The organism is Leclercia sp. LSNIH1, from assembly GCF_002902985.1.
Classification (GTDB): domain Bacteria; phylum Pseudomonadota; class Gammaproteobacteria; order Enterobacterales; family Enterobacteriaceae; genus Enterobacter.
In genome coordinates this window covers 2,800,429-2,820,526 of record NZ_CP026167.1, presented here as the reverse complement: position 1 = coordinate 2,820,526, position 20,098 = coordinate 2,800,429, and the positions used below count along the sequence as shown (strand labels likewise).

General features: G+C 51.6%; 25 protein-coding genes. 2 read left to right on the top strand and 23 right to left on the bottom strand.

What is annotated here, in order from left to right:
- Window positions 1–7 precede the first annotated feature (7 nt).
- The 22 genes from gpG to C2U54_RS13855 form a co-directional block, all read right to left on the bottom strand.
- On the bottom strand, window positions 8–418 hold the full coding sequence (gene gpG, locus C2U54_RS13960; RefSeq protein ID WP_103179164.1) for a phage tail assembly chaperone G: 411 nt from the start codon (window positions 416–418) through the stop codon (window positions 8–10).
- A 41-nt stretch (window positions 419–459) separates the two neighbouring features.
- Complete coding sequence (locus C2U54_RS13955; RefSeq protein WP_103179163.1) at window positions 460–1,197, bottom strand: phage tail protein; 738 nt, start codon at window positions 1,195–1,197, stop codon at window positions 460–462.
- A 7-nt stretch (window positions 1,198–1,204) separates the two neighbouring features.
- Window positions 1,205–1,603, bottom strand: a complete 399-nt coding sequence (gene gpU, locus C2U54_RS13950; protein WP_103179162.1) for a phage tail terminator protein — start codon at window positions 1,601–1,603, stop codon at window positions 1,205–1,207.
- Entirely contained in the window at window positions 1,600–2,154 is a 555-nt protein-coding gene (locus C2U54_RS13945) for a phage tail protein (RefSeq protein ID WP_103179161.1), read from the bottom strand. Before C2U54_RS13945 ends, gpU begins: the two co-directional genes overlap by 4 nt.
- Window positions 2,155–2,164: 10 nt before the next feature.
- Window positions 2,165–2,440 (bottom strand): ATP-binding protein, encoded by a 276-nt coding sequence (locus tag C2U54_RS13940; RefSeq protein ID WP_103179160.1) that lies wholly within the window; start codon window positions 2,438–2,440, stop codon window positions 2,165–2,167.
- Window positions 2,433–2,756, bottom strand: coding sequence for a DUF2190 family protein (locus C2U54_RS13935; protein WP_103179159.1), 324 nt, complete (start codon window positions 2,754–2,756; stop codon window positions 2,433–2,435). Before C2U54_RS13935 ends, C2U54_RS13940 begins: the two co-directional genes overlap by 8 nt.
- A gap of 80 nt (window positions 2,757–2,836) precedes the next feature.
- The gene (locus tag C2U54_RS13930) at window positions 2,837–4,867 is read right to left on the bottom strand and encodes a ClpP-like prohead protease/major capsid protein fusion protein (protein WP_210406388.1); all 2,031 of its coding nucleotides are present in this window, start codon (window positions 4,865–4,867) and stop codon (window positions 2,837–2,839) included.
- Window positions 4,794–6,299, bottom strand: coding sequence for a phage portal protein (locus tag C2U54_RS13925; protein ID WP_103179157.1), 1,506 nt, complete (start codon window positions 6,297–6,299; stop codon window positions 4,794–4,796). The genes C2U54_RS13930 and C2U54_RS13925 overlap by 74 nt, the downstream gene beginning before the upstream one ends.
- Entirely contained in the window at window positions 6,296–6,517 is a 222-nt protein-coding gene (locus C2U54_RS13920) for a hypothetical protein (RefSeq protein ID WP_103179156.1), read from the bottom strand. The genes C2U54_RS13925 and C2U54_RS13920 overlap by 4 nt, the downstream gene beginning before the upstream one ends.
- Entirely contained in the window at window positions 6,514–8,616 is a 2,103-nt protein-coding gene (locus C2U54_RS13915) for a phage terminase large subunit family protein (RefSeq protein ID WP_103179155.1), read from the bottom strand. Before C2U54_RS13915 ends, C2U54_RS13920 begins: the two co-directional genes overlap by 4 nt.
- The gene (locus tag C2U54_RS13910) at window positions 8,616–9,104 is read right to left on the bottom strand and encodes a DUF1441 family protein (protein WP_103179154.1); all 489 of its coding nucleotides are present in this window, start codon (window positions 9,102–9,104) and stop codon (window positions 8,616–8,618) included. Before C2U54_RS13910 ends, C2U54_RS13915 begins: the two co-directional genes overlap by 1 nt.
- A gap of 236 nt (window positions 9,105–9,340) precedes the next feature.
- On the bottom strand, window positions 9,341–9,682 hold the full coding sequence (locus tag C2U54_RS13905; protein ID WP_103179153.1) for a DUF2190 family protein: 342 nt from the start codon (window positions 9,680–9,682) through the stop codon (window positions 9,341–9,343).
- Between the two features lie 734 nt (window positions 9,683–10,416).
- A complete protein-coding gene (locus C2U54_RS13900) occupies window positions 10,417–10,644 on the bottom strand; it encodes a hypothetical protein (protein ID WP_103179152.1) in 228 nt (75 codons plus the stop codon).
- Between the two features lie 506 nt (window positions 10,645–11,150).
- Entirely contained in the window at window positions 11,151–11,501 is a 351-nt protein-coding gene (locus C2U54_RS13895) for a hypothetical protein (RefSeq protein WP_103179151.1), read from the bottom strand.
- Window positions 11,498–12,112 carry a glycoside hydrolase family 19 protein gene (locus tag C2U54_RS13890; RefSeq protein WP_103179150.1) on the bottom strand — a complete coding sequence of 205 codons (615 nt, stop codon included), beginning with the start codon at window positions 12,110–12,112 and terminating at the stop codon, window positions 11,498–11,500. Before C2U54_RS13890 ends, C2U54_RS13895 begins: the two co-directional genes overlap by 4 nt.
- Before the next feature lie 2 nt (window positions 12,113–12,114).
- Window positions 12,115–12,387 carry a phage holin family protein gene (locus C2U54_RS13885; protein ID WP_103179149.1) on the bottom strand — a complete coding sequence of 91 codons (273 nt, stop codon included), beginning with the start codon at window positions 12,385–12,387 and terminating at the stop codon, window positions 12,115–12,117.
- Window positions 12,384–12,761 (bottom strand): putative holin, encoded by a 378-nt coding sequence (locus tag C2U54_RS13880; RefSeq protein ID WP_103179148.1) that lies wholly within the window; start codon window positions 12,759–12,761, stop codon window positions 12,384–12,386. The genes C2U54_RS13885 and C2U54_RS13880 overlap by 4 nt, the downstream gene beginning before the upstream one ends.
- Window positions 12,762–13,024: 263 nt before the next feature.
- Window positions 13,025–13,639: a hypothetical protein gene (locus tag C2U54_RS13875; RefSeq protein ID WP_103179147.1), complete on the bottom strand. Its 615-nt coding sequence runs from the start codon at window positions 13,637–13,639 to the stop codon at window positions 13,025–13,027.
- A gap of 13 nt (window positions 13,640–13,652) precedes the next feature.
- Entirely contained in the window at window positions 13,653–14,684 is a 1,032-nt protein-coding gene (locus tag C2U54_RS13870; RefSeq protein WP_103179146.1) for a DUF968 domain-containing protein, read from the bottom strand.
- A complete protein-coding gene (locus C2U54_RS13865; RefSeq protein WP_168192011.1) occupies window positions 14,684–15,040 on the bottom strand; it encodes a RusA family crossover junction endodeoxyribonuclease in 357 nt (118 codons plus the stop codon). Before C2U54_RS13865 ends, C2U54_RS13870 begins: the two co-directional genes overlap by 1 nt.
- Window positions 15,037–15,243 carry a hypothetical protein gene (locus tag C2U54_RS13860; RefSeq protein WP_103179145.1) on the bottom strand — a complete coding sequence of 69 codons (207 nt, stop codon included), beginning with the start codon at window positions 15,241–15,243 and terminating at the stop codon, window positions 15,037–15,039. The genes C2U54_RS13865 and C2U54_RS13860 overlap by 4 nt, the downstream gene beginning before the upstream one ends.
- A gap of 125 nt (window positions 15,244–15,368) precedes the next feature.
- Window positions 15,369–15,617, bottom strand: coding sequence for a hypothetical protein (locus tag C2U54_RS13855; RefSeq protein ID WP_103179144.1), 249 nt, complete (start codon window positions 15,615–15,617; stop codon window positions 15,369–15,371).
- Between the two features lie 678 nt (window positions 15,618–16,295).
- Between C2U54_RS13855 and C2U54_RS13850 the strand changes: the two genes are divergently transcribed.
- Together C2U54_RS13850 and C2U54_RS27235 are read left to right on the top strand one after the other, a co-directional pair.
- Entirely contained in the window at window positions 16,296–17,708 is a 1,413-nt protein-coding gene (locus tag C2U54_RS13850) for an ATP-binding protein (RefSeq protein ID WP_103179143.1), read from the top strand.
- Window positions 17,701–18,705 (top strand): O-methyltransferase, encoded by a 1,005-nt coding sequence (locus tag C2U54_RS27235; protein ID WP_103791335.1) that lies wholly within the window; start codon window positions 17,701–17,703, stop codon window positions 18,703–18,705. The genes C2U54_RS13850 and C2U54_RS27235 overlap by 8 nt, the downstream gene beginning before the upstream one ends.
- Here the strand turns inward: C2U54_RS27235 and C2U54_RS13845 are convergent.
- Window positions 18,666–19,814, bottom strand: coding sequence for a DNA cytosine methyltransferase (locus tag C2U54_RS13845; protein WP_103179142.1), 1,149 nt, complete (start codon window positions 19,812–19,814; stop codon window positions 18,666–18,668). The genes C2U54_RS27235 and C2U54_RS13845 overlap by 40 nt on opposite strands.
- Between the last annotated feature and the right edge of the window lie 284 nt (window positions 19,815–20,098).

Here is a 20,098-nt window from a genome sequence, read left to right as displayed (position 1 = left end):
TCACCGGCTAACGCTTTTCCGCGCTCACTTCCTCATCCACAGCAGCGCGGTCTTCGTTTTCCTCACCGCTGGTCAGCTCTGGCTCCTGTAGAGGCAGCATGTCAGAGAGATTTTTAACGAAGTGTTCTCCGGCACCAATCATTGCTGGCGACCACCCGGAGAGAACTTCATGGTGCAGAGAATCAACATTCTTTGAGGTGTCTCCCTGCCACAGTGACATCGCGATCAGCCGGGCACCACGCCGGATATTGCTGGCAACCCGTAACGGTAGATAACCCTCTTCCCCTTCGTCTTTTGGCAGGGATTTCTCATCCAGCGCCAGGTATTGCAAATGCTCGATACGTTGCAGCGCGGACAGCTCAAACAACTCAATGGTGTTGCCGTTAAAAGTAAATGGCTCTGATTTCAGAAAACTCATGGGATGCTCCAGTAAAAATGACGGGGCAAGCGCCCCGCCGGTCAGGAAACGGTGACAGGGCAGATCGCGACTTTCAGACCATCGTTCATCATCACGATAATTTCAGCAGTACCTGCAGCAACACCCGTCACAGTCAGTACGTTACCGCTGGCGGTTACAGTCGCTTTAGCCGGATCAGACGAGGCTACACGGAAGGTTTTATCAGTAGCACCGGAAGGCGTGACCGTAACATTGATTGTGTTTTTAGCGCCGACAGCAACCGCAAGGGTAGACTTGTCGAGCGTTACACCGGTGACGGCCACGGCCGGGGTACGGCTTTCTTCTGCCAGCGATGGCTTGCCGTTGTTGCTGATCTTCACGCTACGGGTGATGACCTCTTTCGCCGGGATCGTTTTACCGAGGCTGCTTACCCAACCCTTAAAGACGTCAATCGTCCCGTTAGGGTATTTAATTTTGTAGGCGCGCACATCGCCGTTATAGAACCAGTCCACCAGAGATTGCTGCCCTGATTCCCCCGGCTTCCACGCCAGGGTGAAACTAGCCTCACCGGCTGACTTTTCCCCCTGCGCTGTATTGGCCCAGTCCGCGTTCGGATCGTCAAGGTAGGTGTCGTCATAAGACTCGGCTGTCAGTTCACCTGGCGTCAGGTCTTTGATTTTGGCAGTGCGGGTCCAGTCAGTGTCGCTGGTCGGGTTGGCATAGGGATCGCCTGTGCCTGTGTAAATCCAGAACGTTGTGCCTGAACCTTTTACGGGTTCAAGCGGGCTTGGAGTTGGCATGATTACCTCACATTACGTATGAAATTGAGTATTTGAGATCAGCCGATCCCCACGTCGCCATTTCGTCATCTCGCTGATAGTCATAGCCCTGAGCAGACATGGTTTCGATTAAGGGGGTAAGGCCGGGGAGTGCATTGAGCTGTGGATAGATTTTGCTTTCCATCCAGGTATCGAGCGCGGTATCCGTTTCGCTCGCTTTCAGGAACACCTCGATATGAAGCGTGGCGCGCCAGATATCTTCGTCGATTGATTCCTCCGTGGACTGCGCGTCAGTGATATAGACGGCGACAGCCGGGAGATCTTCGGACTCAAGTACAGCGGGACGGCCGTCAGACCACGTGACAGGGTCAGTAACGCCCGCTTTCAGGGCATCCAGCACCGCCTGGCGGATCAGGGGATGTTTCATTTGGTCAGAATTATCCTCAGTTGGTTGCGTAAAGCCGCTGAGAGTTCTTTTGGAAGATCGGTGGCAGTCAGGCGGGTGCTTTCCTGTTTAAAGGCCTCAGTCAGTGGCGCTGCCAGAGGAATGCTCACCACCTCGAGCGGGTAGCGGCTTTTGGTGGTTCTCCGCAGGACATGCCAGCGCCCGTTTTTGAGCTGCTGAATGAATCCGCCCGGGAAGCGAAACCGCCCGATGACCAGAACGCTTCGGACACCGGCCTTGTCACGTTTTCGCCGGGAAAGACGCACGCTGGCCACGCCCAGCTTGATCGCCGGGAGGTTGCCCCGGTTGACCCGAATAGTGGCCTGCGGTTTACGTACCGTGGCTTTCTTCAGGCGTGCACGCTGATTGACGAGTTTTCGCTGCACCCGGGTTTCCTTCGCAACCTGACGGGTGCTGCGGGAGATGGCCCGGGTGGCCACACGGTTCACCGCCTGAGAGGATGCACGTGGCACAGCGGTTTTGCTGATGCTTTCCAGGTTAGCGATCGCCTGTTCGAGCCCTTTAATGGACATAGAGCCTCCATTACTCAATCCAGATCTGTGGCTTACCGTTGAACAACTGCTTACGGGTAACGGTGTAGTCCTGGCCTTTCCAGTGAATGGCATCGCCTTTGCGTGGCGACACTGCCGGGGAGAACACCACCAGTGACAGGCCATCCCCCACCAGCGGCCCCATTTCTGCGACAAACTGGCTTTCTACAGCATCAAAACTGGCACCGTTGATCGTGACCTTATCCGCCATCAGATTGACGGTGGCCGCGTCCATACGGGCCACCATCGCGTCGAAGGGGTTAGCCATTGAGCTTAACCAGTACGGCGGCGACGTTCGCACCGGCAGCCTGCCAGGCTTTCCCGGCCGGTGTCGCGCCGGTGGCCTCCAGTTGCACTTTCCCGCTTTTGAAGTACACGGTCTTGCCCTGGGCGATATCATCCGCCGCCAGCTTCGGCAACTGAACGACGCCACTGGTGAGGCCCGTACCAGTTTCGCCGACGGCAATATCAGCGATAGCGATCGCCAGAACATCCCCCACGGCAACCGGCGTGCCACTGGCGATCACCGCCGACCCCGAGTTGGTCAAATCGATAGTGTGACCATCCTGTACGAAATTCTTCATGAGCTCTCCGTATGGCCCCTGCCGGGGCCATGTTGCAGATATAAAAAAAGCCCTTACGGGCCGGTTCAATGTCGGGGTGATTACTTACCGGATGATTTCGCCAGACCGCGATAATCCAGCGGCGCCACACCGGCATCGATGCGGACTTTCGTCGCAACACCATCAGTGGTGAAACCTTCCTGCTGGTCGATGTACGGGGCATCAATGCCATTGAGGTACGCCACTTCGATGGTATCGGTGCCCTGTGCGGCAGCCAGATACCAGGCCGCCGGGTCGGCGTCATCCAGACGCGCTTCTGCGATCACTTCGGCAAAGTTCTGCAGCGGGTTCACCACGCCGGCATTGATATCAGCCCCTTTCACGCTTGCTGACTTAATGGTCTGGCTGGCTAATGTTTCCAGACCCACCGGAACCAGCATGTAGGCCGGACGAATGTTCAGGGCGCGCTCGCCCTCTTTCTGCTTGCGCATGTTCTGGCGGGCCTTATCCAGGCTGTCAACGCTGATGGCGCCAGCTGAAAGGTTGGCATGGTCAGCATGGAAGAGCGCCTTGCCATCTGAAAGTTTCCCGTTACCGGTCAGCACGGCGTAGACCAGGTCACCGATTGTCGCTTTCGCAGCGCGGCCCATCTTCATCGGAACGTCAGTCAGCTGGTTCAGGTCATCGTTGATAATGGCCTGGCGGGTGATGGAGAAGATCTCACCGTAAGTGGCCAGCGCGATGGTTTCACCCTTATCCTGCGTCGTGATGTACTTATACTCCGCGCCCTCTCGCACCTGACGCAGGGACGGGAAGCCGCCCATGCCGACGCGATGCGCCGTTTTGAAGTCAGACAGCTGGCCTTTTTTGGTCCAGAGTTCAAAGGTCTCTGCCGCTTCATCCCAGCCCTGCAACAGCGCTTTGTTGGCGACATCGAGCAGGATATTGCCAAAATCGGAGTTGCTGTGCGTCAGCGCAAAACCAACCATCTGCATCGGGTTGTAACTGGAGACCCCGATGCCGCGCTCGGTCAGGGACATGCGGGCGTATTCGCGCAGCGTCATACCGTTATAGACGTTGTCACGCTCAACATTTTCATAACCGGCACGCGCCATCAGCGCCTGGCGGATCCCGTCGCCAACAAAGTTACCGTTCCCGGCATACACATGGGCCTGCCCCTGCGTAGTGGTGTTGGACGGCGTGGCATTTTTACCGAGCTCTGCCAGAAGAACATCTTTCGCCTGGCTGACCGAGCACTCTGGATCGGCAATACATTTAGCCTGCAGTTCCTGATGCTTTCCGCCGAACATGGCGAAGAGATCCTGAATACCGTTCACGCGTGCCTTTTGCTCCGCAATAACCTGCGCACGGATATCTGTTTCGCTGGCACCTGCCGCCGGAGCCGGCTGGGTGGCAGTTGGCTGCTGTGTTTCGCGCGTAGCGGTATTGCGCGGCGGGGTGACCATGTTGCGAATGCTGTTTGGCATCTTTTCAAATTCCTCAATACGTTTCGAATGGATGCAGGCCATTGCCTGCAAGGATGGTGTGACCTGGTCAGCGAAGCCCAGCTCCAGACATTCAGTGCCGGAGAGCCAGGTCTCATCCTCCAGCATTGCCGCAATTTCTTCGGTGCTTTTGCCCGTCTTCTGCGCGTATGCCGGGATCAACACCGACTCCACTTTGTCGAGCAGGTCGGCATAGTCGCGCATGTCATCAGCATCACCACCCGCAAAACCCCACGGCTTGTGGATCATCATCATGGTGTTTTCCGGCATGATGACCGGGTTTCCTACCATGGCGATAACTGATGCCATTGAGGCAGCCAGACCGTCGATATAAACGGTGATCGCCGCGCCGTGGAATTTCAGGGCATTAAAAATGGCGATACCGTCAAAGACATCGCCACCAGGGGAGTTGATATGCAGTTTGATGTGAGTGACGTCGCCCAGCGCCTTAAGGTTTGCGACGAACTGCTTCGCCGTTACCCCCCAGTAGCCGATCTCGTCGTAGATATAGATCTCAGCTTCGTTTTCCGAACTGGCCTGCATACGGAACCAGCTATTTTTTGCCTGGGCTTTCGGGCGGTTCTTTACCCGGTTTTTCTTCCTGGACACGAGTGTCTCCTTTGTCATTTGCCGGGTCGGTATCAAACACCAGCCCCTGTTTACGGTTCTCGTCAACCTCCGCCTTACGGCGGCGCTTAACATCATCAGGATTTGCGCCGCGGGCGCGCACCCATTCACTCTCTGTCGCAGCACCGCCACGCAGCAGAATTTTCCAGGCGTTCGCCTCTTTGACCGGGTCAATCCAGGGCATAACGGGCCCGGAGAACACGGCGCTAAAGAGCGTGGCTTTATCGACATTTTTCGGGACCGTGATCTCGCCTGAAGCAATCGCCATCCTGAGCCAGGCCCGGTACATAGGTCGTGTGATCGCAGCGATGAATGCGTCCTGAAGAATGAAATAGCCTTCGGTTGACTCCACCAGCTCCTGGCGCTGCGCACTGTATGTCCCGTCATAGTTGCGGGCAATACTGGAGAAGCTACCGCGCGAACCGGCAGCCACAGCACGGAGCTGCCCGTTACGGAAAGTTTCGAGGTTGGGATTTGGTCGGTCTGACTTGATCATGCCGATGTCTTCACCCGGGCGGAGATCGTCAAACAGCATGCCGGGTTCAATGTTCAGCTCCCGGGAGCCCTGCGCACTATCTTCCGGATAGGATTGACCATCGCCTTTCTTGATGAACATGCCCAGTGCCGCTGCAATGCGGGCAGCAGTCAGTTCAGCGTCCTCGTACTCCTTCAGCGCCGAAAGACGCATCAGCACCCCGGCAAGCAGTGAGTTACCCCGGATTTGATGCAGGCGGCGCATGAACTTCAGGTGAAGCATGTTCTCCGCCTGAATATCCTTGGTATCTCCCTGGCGCATGCCTTCCGCCGGCAGGTTTTTGTAGACCATGTATCGGGTCGGGCGGCCCCAGTCATTCAGGTAAATGCCCTGGCACAACTTCTGACCCGGCTCTGTCCGCTCCATCGGCACAAAATCCGGTTCCAGCGCCTCAATCCAGAAAGGAATGTCTGCCACAGGCGACAGACCGTTCCCGGTGCCACTGACCAGCTGCGCGAACACCTCGCCGTCACGTAACCAGGTCCGGCACATCAGGCGCTCAAGCACTGGTCGGGTGAACTGCCCGGTAACATCGGGAGAAACGGACCACTCCGTCCATTTGGCGCGGATCTGTGTAGCAAGGTCAGTAGCGATGCCCCCGTTACTCATCAGGGGCTGCGGCTCCACGATGATGCCTTTTGCCCCCACAATGCGCTCTTCGAGTTTATCAAGGATGCCGATCACCAGATCGTGGTTACAGTCGAGCCACCGGGCTTGTTCGCGCAGCGATCGCCCGCCGAATTGCGTCAACTGATTCGCGGAGCGGTTTTCGCGTTTTGCCCGGTGCGTCCGGGTAGGAATGACAGCCTCATATGCCTGGATCATCAGGCGCGACTTCAGGCGCTCCGCTTTCCAGCCCGGGGAAAACATGCCTATCAGATTATCCAGGGCGCTCATCGCGGGAACCTCGCCAGTTTAAACGAGCCACCCCTGCCCGTTGCGGCAGCCGCGGCAGCAGCCTCTTTTCGCTCCCACTCCTGGCGGCCCTTCCGGATCTCACTCAGGTTCTCCATGGTCATCTGCTGACCATTAAACGTGATGGACTTGCCCTGCAGGACCGCCATTTCCGCTTCGGTATAACGGCGGACCATGTCCTGAATATCATTGAGATTCACACCCAGCCTCCTGATGATGATGACCATGCCGATTCACGGGCTGGCTTCGTAGCCTTTGGCTCTGATACTGGCGGTTTTGCAACCGGCGGCGGTGCCACTGGAGGCGCGTCTGGCGATGGCTCAACCACCAGATAACTCTCCCGGCGCGCCCACACAGGCGCATCAGGCCACTTAATTTTTTCGTAACCATGAAGAATGACCAGGGCATGCGCGTAAACCATAAGGTCAAACGCTTCGTTAGCCCCCTTACCAGGCTTCGTCCATTTCCCATCAGCTGATCGCTCCTCATAGGTCAGTTCGTCGTAAAACCACCCTCCCAGCCAGTCAGGGAAATGCACGTAGTTCGGCCCCGGCACATCGCGCCACAGCGCGTTATTGATCCGGTCTTTCAGTGCGTTGGTCTGGAGAAGGTAGAGAGGGACATCACCGGCCGCCTTCGCGCGCCGGGCAGAACGCCCGGTGTTATCCGGGTAGGTTTTGGTAATCAGCTTCGCCCGGGTCTGGCTGTCACCCTTGAAAAGCCAGACTTTGCGCTGCAGACCGTCACGGCGACAGCGCCGCCAGAACTCATAGGCATTGTCGGTAACGCCATCTTCACCACCGGAGTCGACGGCCATGGCCATGAGGCTCATTCGCTTGCCCGGTTCGCCATCAAGCGCCCAGGTTTTCTCCAGCACATCGGTGCGCAGCAGATCCCAGTCCTCCGGGTAGCTGGCAGGATCGATGTGGTAGCTTTCACCATCGGGCGTGGTGCGCATCGACTGCATGATGTTGTACCGGTCAACCACCCACCGCTCGCCGTGGGCGCCGTAGCCAACAACCTGCACCACAAATCGCCGGTTTTTACCGCCCTGAACATCGACGGTCGCCACCAGGAAGTTGACGCCAGCAGGCACGCGCCGCCGTTCAACCGGTTCGGCGCGCTGCAGCAGTTCGTCACCTTTGCGTTGCTCAATACTTGAGCGCGGGAGATACGGGAGTCCCCAGTCGGTGTTAATGACCGTCTTCAGCGTTTCTTCGCTGCCGGTCGCCTCGTACTCCTGTTCAGCGGTCAGCAGTTTGTAAACCAGTTGGGCCCAGGTCTGATATGCAGCTGCCGGGCCTTCCATCCAGAACGATGCGATACGCGACCGCCGCCCGGTGCCCGTTATTGTTCCGCTGCTGTCGATCTGCTGATCCTCACGCAGCCAGACACCTTTCATATTCAGGGAACGTTTCTGGTCGGCGGTGATCACCCCGGAGCAGGAAGGGCAATGGATGCAGGCCGCTTCGCTGGCCTTTACCGGATCGCTGATTTCCCGGTAACCGGTCATCGCCGTCATCTCAGGCTGGAAAAACTCACCACAATGCGGACATGGCCAGTACCAGCGCCGGCGGTCGCCGCGGTTGTACAGTGACAGAATGCCGGTTGTTGGCGGGGCTTCATGCGCCGAGCTCCGGCGCCACTTCGTATCGCGGATGTCCCGGCCTGGGGAACTCTCCACCAGCGTCATGCCGGACGACATAAACGTGGTGGTACGCTTGGAGGCCAGGGAAAATGCATCACCTTCCCCGTCGATATCCTCCGGGAAGCGGTCATAATCGGTCAGGGCGACGCACTTGTAATCCGACGAGGACATGATATTGACCGACGGCCAGCCTATCTTGAGATAGTTACCCGCCCTGAATGTCCTGTCGTAAACGTTATTATCGTTCCTGCGGGGACTCAGACGGGTTGCCACTTCCGGACTGCAACGGAACGTGCGATCCAGTCGTTTCTTCGAGTGCTCGCGGGCCTTTTCCTCTGTCATCTGAATGATCAGCATGTCAGACGGGTCGCAGACCACGTTATAAACTACCCACCCATCAATCAGGCCAATCGTCTTCCCGGTTCGCGCCGGGCCGACAAACACCACTGCGTCATACTCGCGCGACGCCAGGCAGTTCATTGGCTCGAGTACATACGGAGCCAGGTTCGGATCCCAGGGAACGGAGTTACCGGCACCCATTGGCACGCGCATAAATTTACTGACTGCATCGGCCACCAGCATGCGGCGTGGGGCACGAAGTATTCCAGGGACATCCTTTCGGATCCCCCGGGCAGATGCCCGCTTCGCCATCAGTCCTCCTCTGGCTCATCCTCCTCCGGTTCTGCGTCCAGCACGCGCTGCGCAATCTGGTCGCGAAGATCGTCAATCACACTCTGCACGCGGCTGACAGCTGCGGGGTTAAGCGCGCAGTCACGCTCCAGAATATCCGGCAGCGTTTCCAGCACCTGCACCACAGCTTTTGCCATGACAGAAAATTCACGGGCCACCTCATCAGCCGGGATTAACTGACCGGTATCCTGCTCGAATTTGAGCCGCTCGTTTTCCGCTTTCCAGTGGGCGAGCCTGTCCGAGGGCGTCATATCTTCGGCGCTGGACGCGACGACGGGCGCCATCAGCTCGGTCAGCACATCGGTGATGAGATAGAGTTTGAGTTTGTTGTTGCTGCCCAGTGCAGGCTCGACTTGCTTAAGCCTGGCGGCAACGGTCTGGCGATGAACGCCGGTGATCCCTGCCAGCTGATTGATATTCAGCTTCAGGGTGGAGAGCTCCTGGTCCATGATGGTGAACACTTTTTGAACGATTCGACATCATTGCAAAATGGCATTGATAAAAATCATACAGTTATGCACATGATGATGATGACCCTGGATCACGAAAACTAGCCGTTTTCCGCGTGCCCGCCGCCTCGTGGCAGGCCACCCCTCCGGGAGGACCCAAACGATAATGATTATCACTTAATGACAAAATGGCATTATTTAGACGTCTAAACGTCCATTTACGCCATTTTTTCGTGTCAGAAGCCAAGGCGGACGCGCCCCTCTGGGTCGTTTGGATTGGTGGTGATCCATGCAGTACCAGCCAGGGCATTATCATCCGTCCCGTCCTTCTGGCTGCTGGTTAGCTTGCCATCCTTCGTCAGCCAGAGGCGAGCGCCACGCTGCCATGTCTCACCTGCAACCTTCGGCAATACAAACACACCGGTCATCATCAACTCACCGTCTGAGTCCACTGCAACATCATGCTGGGCTATGCCGATAATCGCACCGACAATGACCGGCTGACCCGACAACACAGCCTTTGTTGTCCCGTTGTGCCAGTCCATCGTATTGCCGTCTTGATAATAGTTCTTTGCCATTTTGATTTACCTATAAGAGTTCATAAAAAAGCCCCGACACGGCGAGGCTTGTTTTTATCCCCGATAGGGTATATTCCCGATTTATCCGCTACAGCCATTACGATGGGGCTTCCCACGGTGATGGCAATAAAAAACCACCAGCTAATGCCAATGGCTTAATGAGGGTGTTGAGCAATACTGATTTCGGGTACACGCGATTGAGATTAGTCTTAAAGCCAGAGGCGGTCGCTTGTTGTTGACAGCTTATTTGCCAGCATTAAAAGGAGTTAGAGGTAGGGCTCCTGTAACAACAGGGGGATCTACAGGAGGAAAGAGCACTGATACCACGTTGTGTAGTTCAATCATAAGAACGAACAGTAAGTAGACTCGTTTGCCCTCAAGAAGAGGGCAATTTTTTATTCTCGTTAAGCCACATCCTTAAGGTTAAATTTCGACGTTATGATGTCACTGCGCATAATAATGGCAAAAAAAAGCCCCTGAATTTTTACAGGGGCTTTTGGCATATGGTGCCGGGTGCCTCCCGGTGAGCCTTTGGGTTAACCACCCGTGACCCGCTGCTTCAGACTTTCACGATGAGCGCCAGTGAAGAAGAGTCATCAGGTTAATTAGCCCCACCGCTTAGGGGGATTCACCATAGTTTGATGTTAGCGGAAATATTCTCACCAACCTGTTTCATTTCCGTAAAAGCTCGCTTGCAACACAAAATTTCTTTTTAAAGCCAGGTTTCAACTACTTTACAGAAATTTATTCACTGCATTTACAACTTCATCACGCGAAAGCTCCCTGTCAGAAGCGACATATATTTCAATCTGATCGCCCGTAATTGAGTGAATGCCTGCAAGTGATATTGGCAAATGCATTTCTTCGCCACCAGGATAATTTCTCGCAATCGTAGTAACACCCTCCAGAGTCTCAACGACCTCTGCAGGGCTTGAATTAAAGAAGACCAGAACCTTTTTCATAGATTTGCCTCAATCCCGTCATACGTCTGTCTTAAGGCAAACGTGTTTTTGACATCGCTAAACGCTAATTTTTAGAAAAGGCCATGCAAATGCATGGCCTTTATAAGTACCGCTCATCGTTCAAGTCTTGATGCTCCGGAGCCACCCGGGAGAGCAAGGACTGAATGCTAACCGATACACCAGTCTGAATGACTATTCAGATAAGGTGGGTTGAGTCTATACGTTAAAAAAAAATAAAAACTCAAAAAAAAGGAATGGTTGTATTTATACCGCAGGATGGAACATATATTGGCATATATGCTTCCGCTATAGCATATTGCTCTGCTTTTTTGCATGAAGATATTTTTTAAGCCAACCCACATATGTATTTTGCTATTGGGAGTCCGGATATTCATTTCACAGCGTTGTACCAGGCCTGCCAGCGGTACTTGTCAAGGCGCAGCTGGCGCAGGCATTGGGCGGTTTCAATATCAGCCTGCAGATCGTCATCGCTGTTGGTGCCAGCGTTACTTCCCCTGCACGGCGCCTGCATCAAATCCGCTGATGGAGTTGGCAGCGTCGATTGCACGCTGGCGCAGCTGCACAGCATCATCGTCAAACTGGCACACAATACGATCCGGAGACTGAACATATTTCACCACGTCGCGGGTAATGGTTCGGTAAATCACTTTGGACTCGGCGGTGGCCACGGCGGCTTTCTCTTCAACCGGCTGGATGGCCTTCTCGGCTTTTTCCTTCTTCTTTGCCGCCAGCGCGTTGATATGGTCAGCGTGCGCACTCCAGCCAGAACGCCAGGCGAGCGCCCCGGTAACCGAGACAATGACCACCAGCGCCAGCAGAACATAACGCAGCTTCATGACAGCGCCGCCAGCGCCCGGCTGTAACGTACTTTGCGGTCAGCCAGCCCATTCTGCCCACCGTTGATGATCTGCGTGACCCGCACGATGTCGCCGGAATACAGCAGGCAGCCGCGTAACGCAAAGAACCAGGCCGCCGACCGGGCAGCGTGTCGTTCCTGCACTAGCAGCTCAGGAGTGCTCACCAGATCCAGCTTCAAGGCAGTGCCGCATTTGGTGTAGTTCTCACGCCCGGTGATCTGCAGCAGACCACGGCCACGATATTTCCAGCCGTCGCCCTCGAAGACGTTCCCCATGCGGCCGCCGTATACCAGGTTAGCAATCTGCGGCTGGTGGGCGTTCTGCTTACCGTCAACCCGGCCCAGCATCTCGCACTGGTAAGGCGTCAGGCGTTTACCGAAGGTTTTCTTCAGGCCGTCGACCGAATAGTTGAAGCTCTCCACCAGCGAGGTAAAGCCTGCCGATTCGTGGCCCAGCTGCGCGATGAACATGGCCCGATCGTTAACTGCGGTGATGCCGAACTCTTTCATTGCCGCATCGATATGCGGATACCAGCGCGAAGCCAGCCCGGCACTTACACCAGCTGCCTTTTCGAATTGCTGTTGATTCACTGTCAGCTCCTTTTGCCTGTGATGTTCCCCCGGGAGAGGAGCATCACAATCAGAAACCCGATGTTGACCACCAGCTCTGAGCGGTCGATGTAGAGGTAATCACCAACCCAGATACGGATGGGGATCGAGAAGAACGCCAGCGCCAGCAGATATGCCAGCGCCGAGAAATGACGTTTATGCTTGCGGTCGCCACGGTTGAAGCCAGCAATTAGCAGGCCCGTAATCAATGCGACCACCGCATGCAGTTGAAGCAGTACGAATGGAGTCAGAATCATTTCCCCTCCTCAGCCGCCTTCTTCTCAGCGCGCTTTTTGAGGGCAAGAACGATGGTGATCGCCGATGCCGCCGAGACCATGGCGCCGAGAGATTCAGGAATTCCCGCACCGTCGATGCCTGGCACAAAATTACCAATGACCTTGTTGATTACCCGTGTGGCGGTCGCCGCCCCGAGGATGCCAGAGATGAAGGCAGCAACACCGTACAGGCAACGTTCAAGAATGCTGAGGTTGTGGGACGTGAGAACGTAGATAAGCGCCCCGGCCAGCGCCCCAAGGATTACGCCAGCCTCAGTGTTTGCCCAGAATCCAGCAAAGGTGACAGTCGTAACCGCAGCATGCGCCGTGGCGCTGCCGGAAAGTGGTTCGGACATATGGTTTCCATATCAGAGGGAGATCAGGCTCTCCGGATGAATTAACGACGAGACGAGTGATGGGGGTTCCGGGAGCCTGAAATAGAAAAGGCCACCAAACGGTGACCTCAGAAAAGGAAAAACCCCGCCGGAGCGAGGTTTCAGGATTTGTTTGTTTAGGCTTTTCGACGCTGCCATCGTGGCGCAGCTCTGCCAAGCATGAATGGATTATTCATTTTTCTGGCCCGTTTTCAACTCTATTTGAAAAATATTTAACATACATCTCACTTTTGACCGGCTTCTATCTGTCGGCGAACAGCCAGAAATACCTTCGCCTGGAAGATTTCAAGGCACCAGCGCACCCGCTTACGCGCTTCTCCGTCAGTAAGCCAGGGGGCTACGTGCTGCAACTCCCGGGTGATGTCAGATATCTTCTTGCGGGTGGTGTAAAACTGCAGGCCGACCACATAAACCGGATCGCGCTGGTCGAAGGTGTTCAGCATGATCTGTTCGATAAAGTCGGCATCATCATGGCGCTCGCTCTCTTCTATCAGTTCAGACAGTGTTACCGGCCACAGAATGGACCGGGCGCGCAATGCTGCCTGTACGCCACGGAACCCCTCTTCCCTTGCCTGCCCCAGCGCCTCAGTGATACGCGATAGCTGACTGTCCGACCACTCCGATTGCTTGACCTCAGACCAGAACTGGCTGCAGTTCTCCAGGCGGTATTGCGCACGGGTTTTCCCGCCGACGCATTCTCCCCAGACCGTCAGCAGAGATTTGATCCAGGCAGACTGGACGCTCTTCAATGGTGTGAACTTCCCAAGGTAACTTTTTCTCGGCGCTGCAGCTGCTTTACCCAGACCTTCGATATGAATGCGGCGTTGACGTGGTGTCATCCTGTACTGCTCCTTAAGCCAGAACGCCGAGCGCAAAGGCCCGGTCCAGCACTCTGATTATCATTTCCGGCTGAGTACCGTGCTTACGCTCGAATTTCACCGGATCGTTATGTAGTTCGGTATGGTGCTGGCGGCACAGGGGGATCACGAGACTGTCGTGCGCCTTCGTTCCCATGCCTCCCTGGCCCCAGCCGATTAGATGGTGTGGATCATCTGACGGCCTGCCGCAGCACTCGCAAGGCTGCGTCTTAACCCATGCCAGATATTTGGGTTTGTCCCAGCGGGTCCGCTTTGGCCGCTTCATCAGGGTCTGCGGGGACTCGGGATCCACCAGTACGCCCACGACTGGCTTAATGGCTGGTGGTGCGCCTGCAGGTGCTGCAGGTAGCGCGCGGGCCTTGTCGGCGATGATGCTGGTGGCCGGTACCGACGGTACTATCTCGCTCTCACGGTACGTTTGTTTCTCCGCCGGCAGGCGCAATGCCTCGCGGGCAACGGATTCAGGCAGCGCGTCGGTGACAGCGGCACGAACAGCCCACCAGCACAATTCAGCCAGTGATAGTTCACGGGCTTTGTCGAGCGCCAGCGCTACACGAGCGATATCCAGCACCCAGTCGATGACGTTCTGACGCGCCAGCTCCGCCAGACGTTCGGTGTACTGCTCGCGCAGCCGGTTGTCGCAGTGGCCACAGAGAAGGATCGCGCCGGGCTCGTGCCGCATGGTGGTCAGTTCGTGATAGTGGTAATCGCTGTGCTGGTACTGGCAGGTGCCGCCGCCGTGGCGCAATAACCAGTATTCCAGGCCAGCCAGCCCACCAGCAGCGGTGATCACCTTTTCGTGGAGGAAGAACGGACGCAGCGCCGGGTTGGCCGCCAGCGGTTGCCGCAGATCGGGAACTCGCCCGGTCTCAAAGCTGGCCATGCTGGCAGGCTGGCTCTCCACCAGCACGCGCCCTGAAATGAACATGGGCATCAGCTCGCTGCCGGGCTTCAGCAGCACAACGCCCAGCTCCCGGGCAATAACCGGTTTCAGCAAGGCGCGCATCAGGCGATCTCCCCGATGATGATCTGCCCTACCTCACCCCAGCGCTTCGTCACGCGGGAATCCCAGATATGGGCGTCATCCGCATAGATGGCATCCATCAGGGCTTTCTCGAGGTTATCTTTGTCTGGCTTCTGCTGATGGGGTTTCCCCGTCATCTCCTGGCGCTTCTTCTTGCTCCAGCTCTGTGGCATCGGGAGGATAAACGTAATGTGTGCGCCTGCTTCCGGTAGCTCGACGCCCAGCAGCCGAACGTGATCGCAGAACGCGCGGTACCGGAGAACCTCCGGGCGTTTCTTCCACTTATCAGCGCGCGTCATCCTGGGTTTGCCCATCGGAGTGATGTTGTAGGTCTTCACGCTTCCCTCCAGAGCTTTTGCTGGAAGGTTTTATCCTGGCGCGGGGCTCTGTTGGCCTGAGGCAGATAAGCGGTGAGCGTCCAGTGGATGAGATCGACATCAAGGCTTCGCACTGTGCGCACGCCATTGGCGCGATAGCGGGCCTCGAGTTCGTCCACTTCTTTCGTTGTGAGCTGTGTGTGAATGAAGCTGGTTTTCTTCATGCCGTCACCTGTTCGAGCGCGGGCAAAAAGAAATCGCTGAATCCGGAAGGAACCAGTTTAAGTGCTTGTTTGGAAGGTTTTTGCGCCATGGTATCTCTCCAGTGGCGCAGCAGGCTGTCAGTTGTTCAGGCTGACGAGGTGACTATATCAGAAAGGGATGAGGGGCGGTAACCTGCCTTGACGAGCATCTGGGTGAACATCGATAAATCGCCGATCAGCTCATCAGGAGCCATAGGCCTACAACTAAATTTATCGCCGTATCGGTAAAACAGTACGCGGTCCTCAGGACCATATTGATATGACGCCATAACCAGTCCATCGTCACGACGCACCAAATCGTACCAACCCTTTTGCTGTGCCTCACTATCACTCACGAAACCCCCTCACTTTGCTATCCACAAATACCCTCTCCCGGCGGGGAGAAATCCTGTTCACAGAGCCAAAATAACAAACGGCGCAAATTTCCTAATAGGTTCGCCGGAAGAAAAATTCATTTTTTCCTGTAGCGTCTAAACAATACAACAAAACACTGTATGAATAAACAGTGAAATGACCTTGTGATTAGTTGATAAATCACACAAAATTTATTCAAACTAAAACACATGCTATTGTTTTTGTTGAAATAAATCTTGCTGTAGCTACTTTACACTTTTTATTGAGGTAATAATGATGGTTAAGGTTTGATTAGAATTCTGAAGAATATGGCGTCGGTGACATATCGTGTCATATCGGTATTTGTTGCTTTTGTATGTCTTTTAACCAATTGATGTCTAGGAAAATTTCACACCACATAAGCTATTAATGTAAACTTCCTAAAGCAACATGATTAAGCCACGTTAATAAGCGTATGTCAGATACCTCTCTGTATAGGCAAGCAAATGGCATAATCCAAACGGTTGAAATTGGATAAAAACCTTTACAAACAATAAGTTGCAGCAAGGCACTCTAAATGCTTGCATTAATATCAAAAAAAACATATGGATGAAAAGTCACATAGATAGTAATGTATTTTATTCTTGCAATGTTATAATTTGTTTATTAAGGGAAATTAATTGAATACCAATCCTGTAAATGCTTCACCAGCAAAAAAATTCTTCGTAGATATGCTAACAAGAGATATCGAACTAACGGATGCAATTTTAGATCTTGTTGACAACTGTCTAGATGGTGCAATGAGATCCATATCTGAAAAAAATCTCAATAATGATAAAAAATACAATGGTTTCTTTGCTAATCTTACTATGGATAAAGATACATTTATAATTGAAGATAACTGCGGTGGTATTTCAGCGAAGCGCGCCGCGGAAGAGGCTTTCAGACTTGGCAACACAAATTTTGGTAAAGAACGCAACATTCCAACCATAGGTGTTTACGGTATCGGTATGAAAAGGGCCATGTTCAAAATGGGAGCCCATTCAATTGTATCAACTAAAACTGATCAGGATGAATATGAGGTAGAAATAACCCCTCAATGGCTAAGCGATGATCACAACTGGCATTTGCCACTAACAAGAAAATCAACCGACTTGAGTCAAAATGGTACAAGAATACACATCACTAAAATAAGGGATGGTATTTCTAAGCTGTTGGACGATAAACATGTATTCCAATCAGATCTTATGAACATTATTTCGAACCATTTTGCGATAGTAATAAACAAAGGTTTTAAAATCAGTCTTAATGGTCAAGAAATAAAACCAAGCTTGACTTCATTGTTATTTAATGAGAGTGCCTTCAAAAATGGTGATGGCATAACTCCCTATATCTATACCAATGAGCAAAATGGCGTAAAAATTGAGCTTTCTGTTGGTTTTTATCGAGATCTAACAACTGATAATGAAGACGAAGAGTATTTGGAATCAAAAACTTCAAGCGAAAAGGCAGGATGGACAGTTATATGTAATGATCGTGTAGTGATTTATGCCGATAAAACACGACTTACAGGCTGGGGTGAAGCCGGCGTTCCTGCTTACCATACCCAGTTCATCGGTATTGCTGGTGTAGTCAAATTTACCTCCAATGATGCTAGTTTATTGCCCGTCACCACTACTAAAAGAGGAATTGATGGTAATTCTGACTTATATTTAGCGGTGAAAGACTATATGCGCGATGGTCTAAAAACTTTTATTCATTTTACCAACAAATGGAAATCTTACGGTAATAGCAATAATACTATTAAATCTATGAGTAACAAATCATTACCTGCTACATCGAGTGAATTAATCGACTTAATACCAAAAAAAGAACTCAAAACCAACCCGAAACCATTTGGTGGCAAGATTTATAAACCTACATTACCGTTGCCAAAAATTTCAACCAAAACGAAAATGATAAAATATAGTGTTGAATTAGATGAATTTAACCAAGTTGCAGAGTATTTATTTGATGATGTAAATATACCGGCAGTGGATGTAGGACGTAAAACATTTGAAAAAATGCTGAAAGAGGCATCAGAAAATGAGTAATGGAAATAGCATACCCTATCATCTTAGGCATAATAAAGCTGTTGATCGAAACCTCTTTATAGATCTACTTACTAAGGTAAATAACTGTAAAAACATATCAGATTATGTCTACGCCGGGTTTGGGGGTCCATTCCTTGAAGATTTTAAAGTGATGCACAGCGTATTAAAAATCAATAAAATGATATCGCTTGAATTGGTTGAAAACACCCATAAGCGGCAAAAATTTAACATGCCTAATTCCTGTATTGATATCGGTTCTAAACCTCAAACCAGTCAAAACTTTTTAACTAACTACAATTTTAAAAAACGTACCCGGCATATTGTGTGGCTAGATTATACTCTCCCTTCAATGCTGAATGACCAACTTGGTGAAATCGAGTTACTTTGCAATAAACTCAACGCTTTTGATATTATAAAAGTAACGGTAAATGCTCATTCTGAAACTCTTGGCCGCGATAGCAATGCCCCTTATTCATCTACACCGCATGAGTATAGGGCTGCGAATTTGAGTTCTATTCTTGACAGATATGCCCCGTATCCAATTGAACCGGATCACACAAAAACAAAGCAATATCCTACAACTTTATTGCATGCTATAAGGAAGGCTATGCATAGAGGTTTGTCCACAAGAAGCGATGTTTTCATCCAGCCGTTGTCATCATTTATTTACGCCGATGGCCAAACCATGTTAACCGCAACTGGAATTATATTAGAATCTGATGAATCAAAGACTAGGCGTTTTTTCAAGAAAAGCCGCTTGGATCATTGGCCTTTTATTGATAAAACATGGGAAAAACCTAGAAACATTAGTATTCCCACCATGTCTTTAAAAGAAAGATTTGAAATCGAATCAAAATTACCTGATAGTTCTCCCGAGGAAATCATAGCAGCTATGGGGTTCTATCTCTCTGAGACAGAACCCAAAACAATAAACCAATTAAAGACGTTTATTGAATATCAAAGAGCTATACCTTGGTTTTCTAAGGTGCAGTTCTGACTATTTACAGTACAAAAATTTGCTAATGGTAACAGCATTGCTTCTGCAACTAATGGGCATACGCTGTTACCTATCTGCCTAAAACTGTGCCATTTGGTATTATGAAATCTGAACCAATCAGGGAAACCTTGTAATCTTGCAGCTTCCCTAGGACTAATGACCCGTGACTGATAGGGATGTATTGGTCTAACAGCCTGAAAACTTCCTTTTTCTTTGCCTGTTCCCGCTCTAAGAGTCGGACAAAAACCGTTAGGATCAAGTCTTTTCGACTTGGATATCCGATCCATCTCCCCAAACTTTAAATTACCATAGCGTTTCTCAATTTCAATGCTATGCTTGGTACCCATAAACCCCGAGACAATATTATCCTTAAGCAATCTCAAGGACTCTTCGTCACCAACACCTAATGGAATATCCCCCCACAATTTTGTGTAAAATGTTCCATTGAAGTCTGTATTTATTTTTCTCCAACCTTCACTTTCAGTTTGCCAATTTGAATCGACATTGAAATCTATACCTGCTAGCGCTTCTCTAACAGTAATAGGGTTGACATTCTGTCTTGGTAAGAAATGCTCAACACTTAATAGTTCTGGTCCTAAGCTTTTTTTATAGCCAATAAAAAAAATACGAGTCCTTGTGGTAGGAGCACCATAATCTGATGCCTTCACTTTTAAAGGTGGCAATATATAATAATCATTTTCAATGAGACTGAATGCTTTGCTCCTTATAGGATCGTATTTATTATTCATAATGCCGGGAACATTTTCAGCCAAAAAACATAATGGTTGAATTTCACTAATAATTCTAAAAAAATGAAAGTATAATTCATTCCTTACGTCTTCAATATCGCCTTTACCGATACTACTGAAACCTTGGCATGGAGGGCCTCCTATCAGACACTCCAAAGAATCAATATTAATACTATTTAGCAACTCTCGCCCATTTATTAAAGATACATCTTCCATAAAATGGCGTGAGTTTGGAAAGTTGACGTGGTGAGTTGCGATTGCATGCTCATCGATCTCAATAGCAGCGGAAACCTCAAATCCAGCCCTCGCCGCACCTAAGCTCAGCCCACCCACTCCAGAAAATAAATCTATAACTTTCATATAGTTAACAACACCAAGAATTTCATTCTCATAAGTATATCATGCTTAAGTTCGTTATAGTTGAACTTAAGCATGACATTGTATCATTACGGGCAGTTAATATATTGGCAACTTAACTTCATCCTCAGGTTGAAATTTTATCAAATTTTTTAGTGCCGTTTTATTTAAATTAATAATCGAAATGAAAATGCCTGTTCGTGAATTCGGTCTCACTACGCACTGAGCTTTTTTCATGATACTTCACTTAGTGATTTTAGCTAAGTAATAGTGAAGTCAATAGTAGT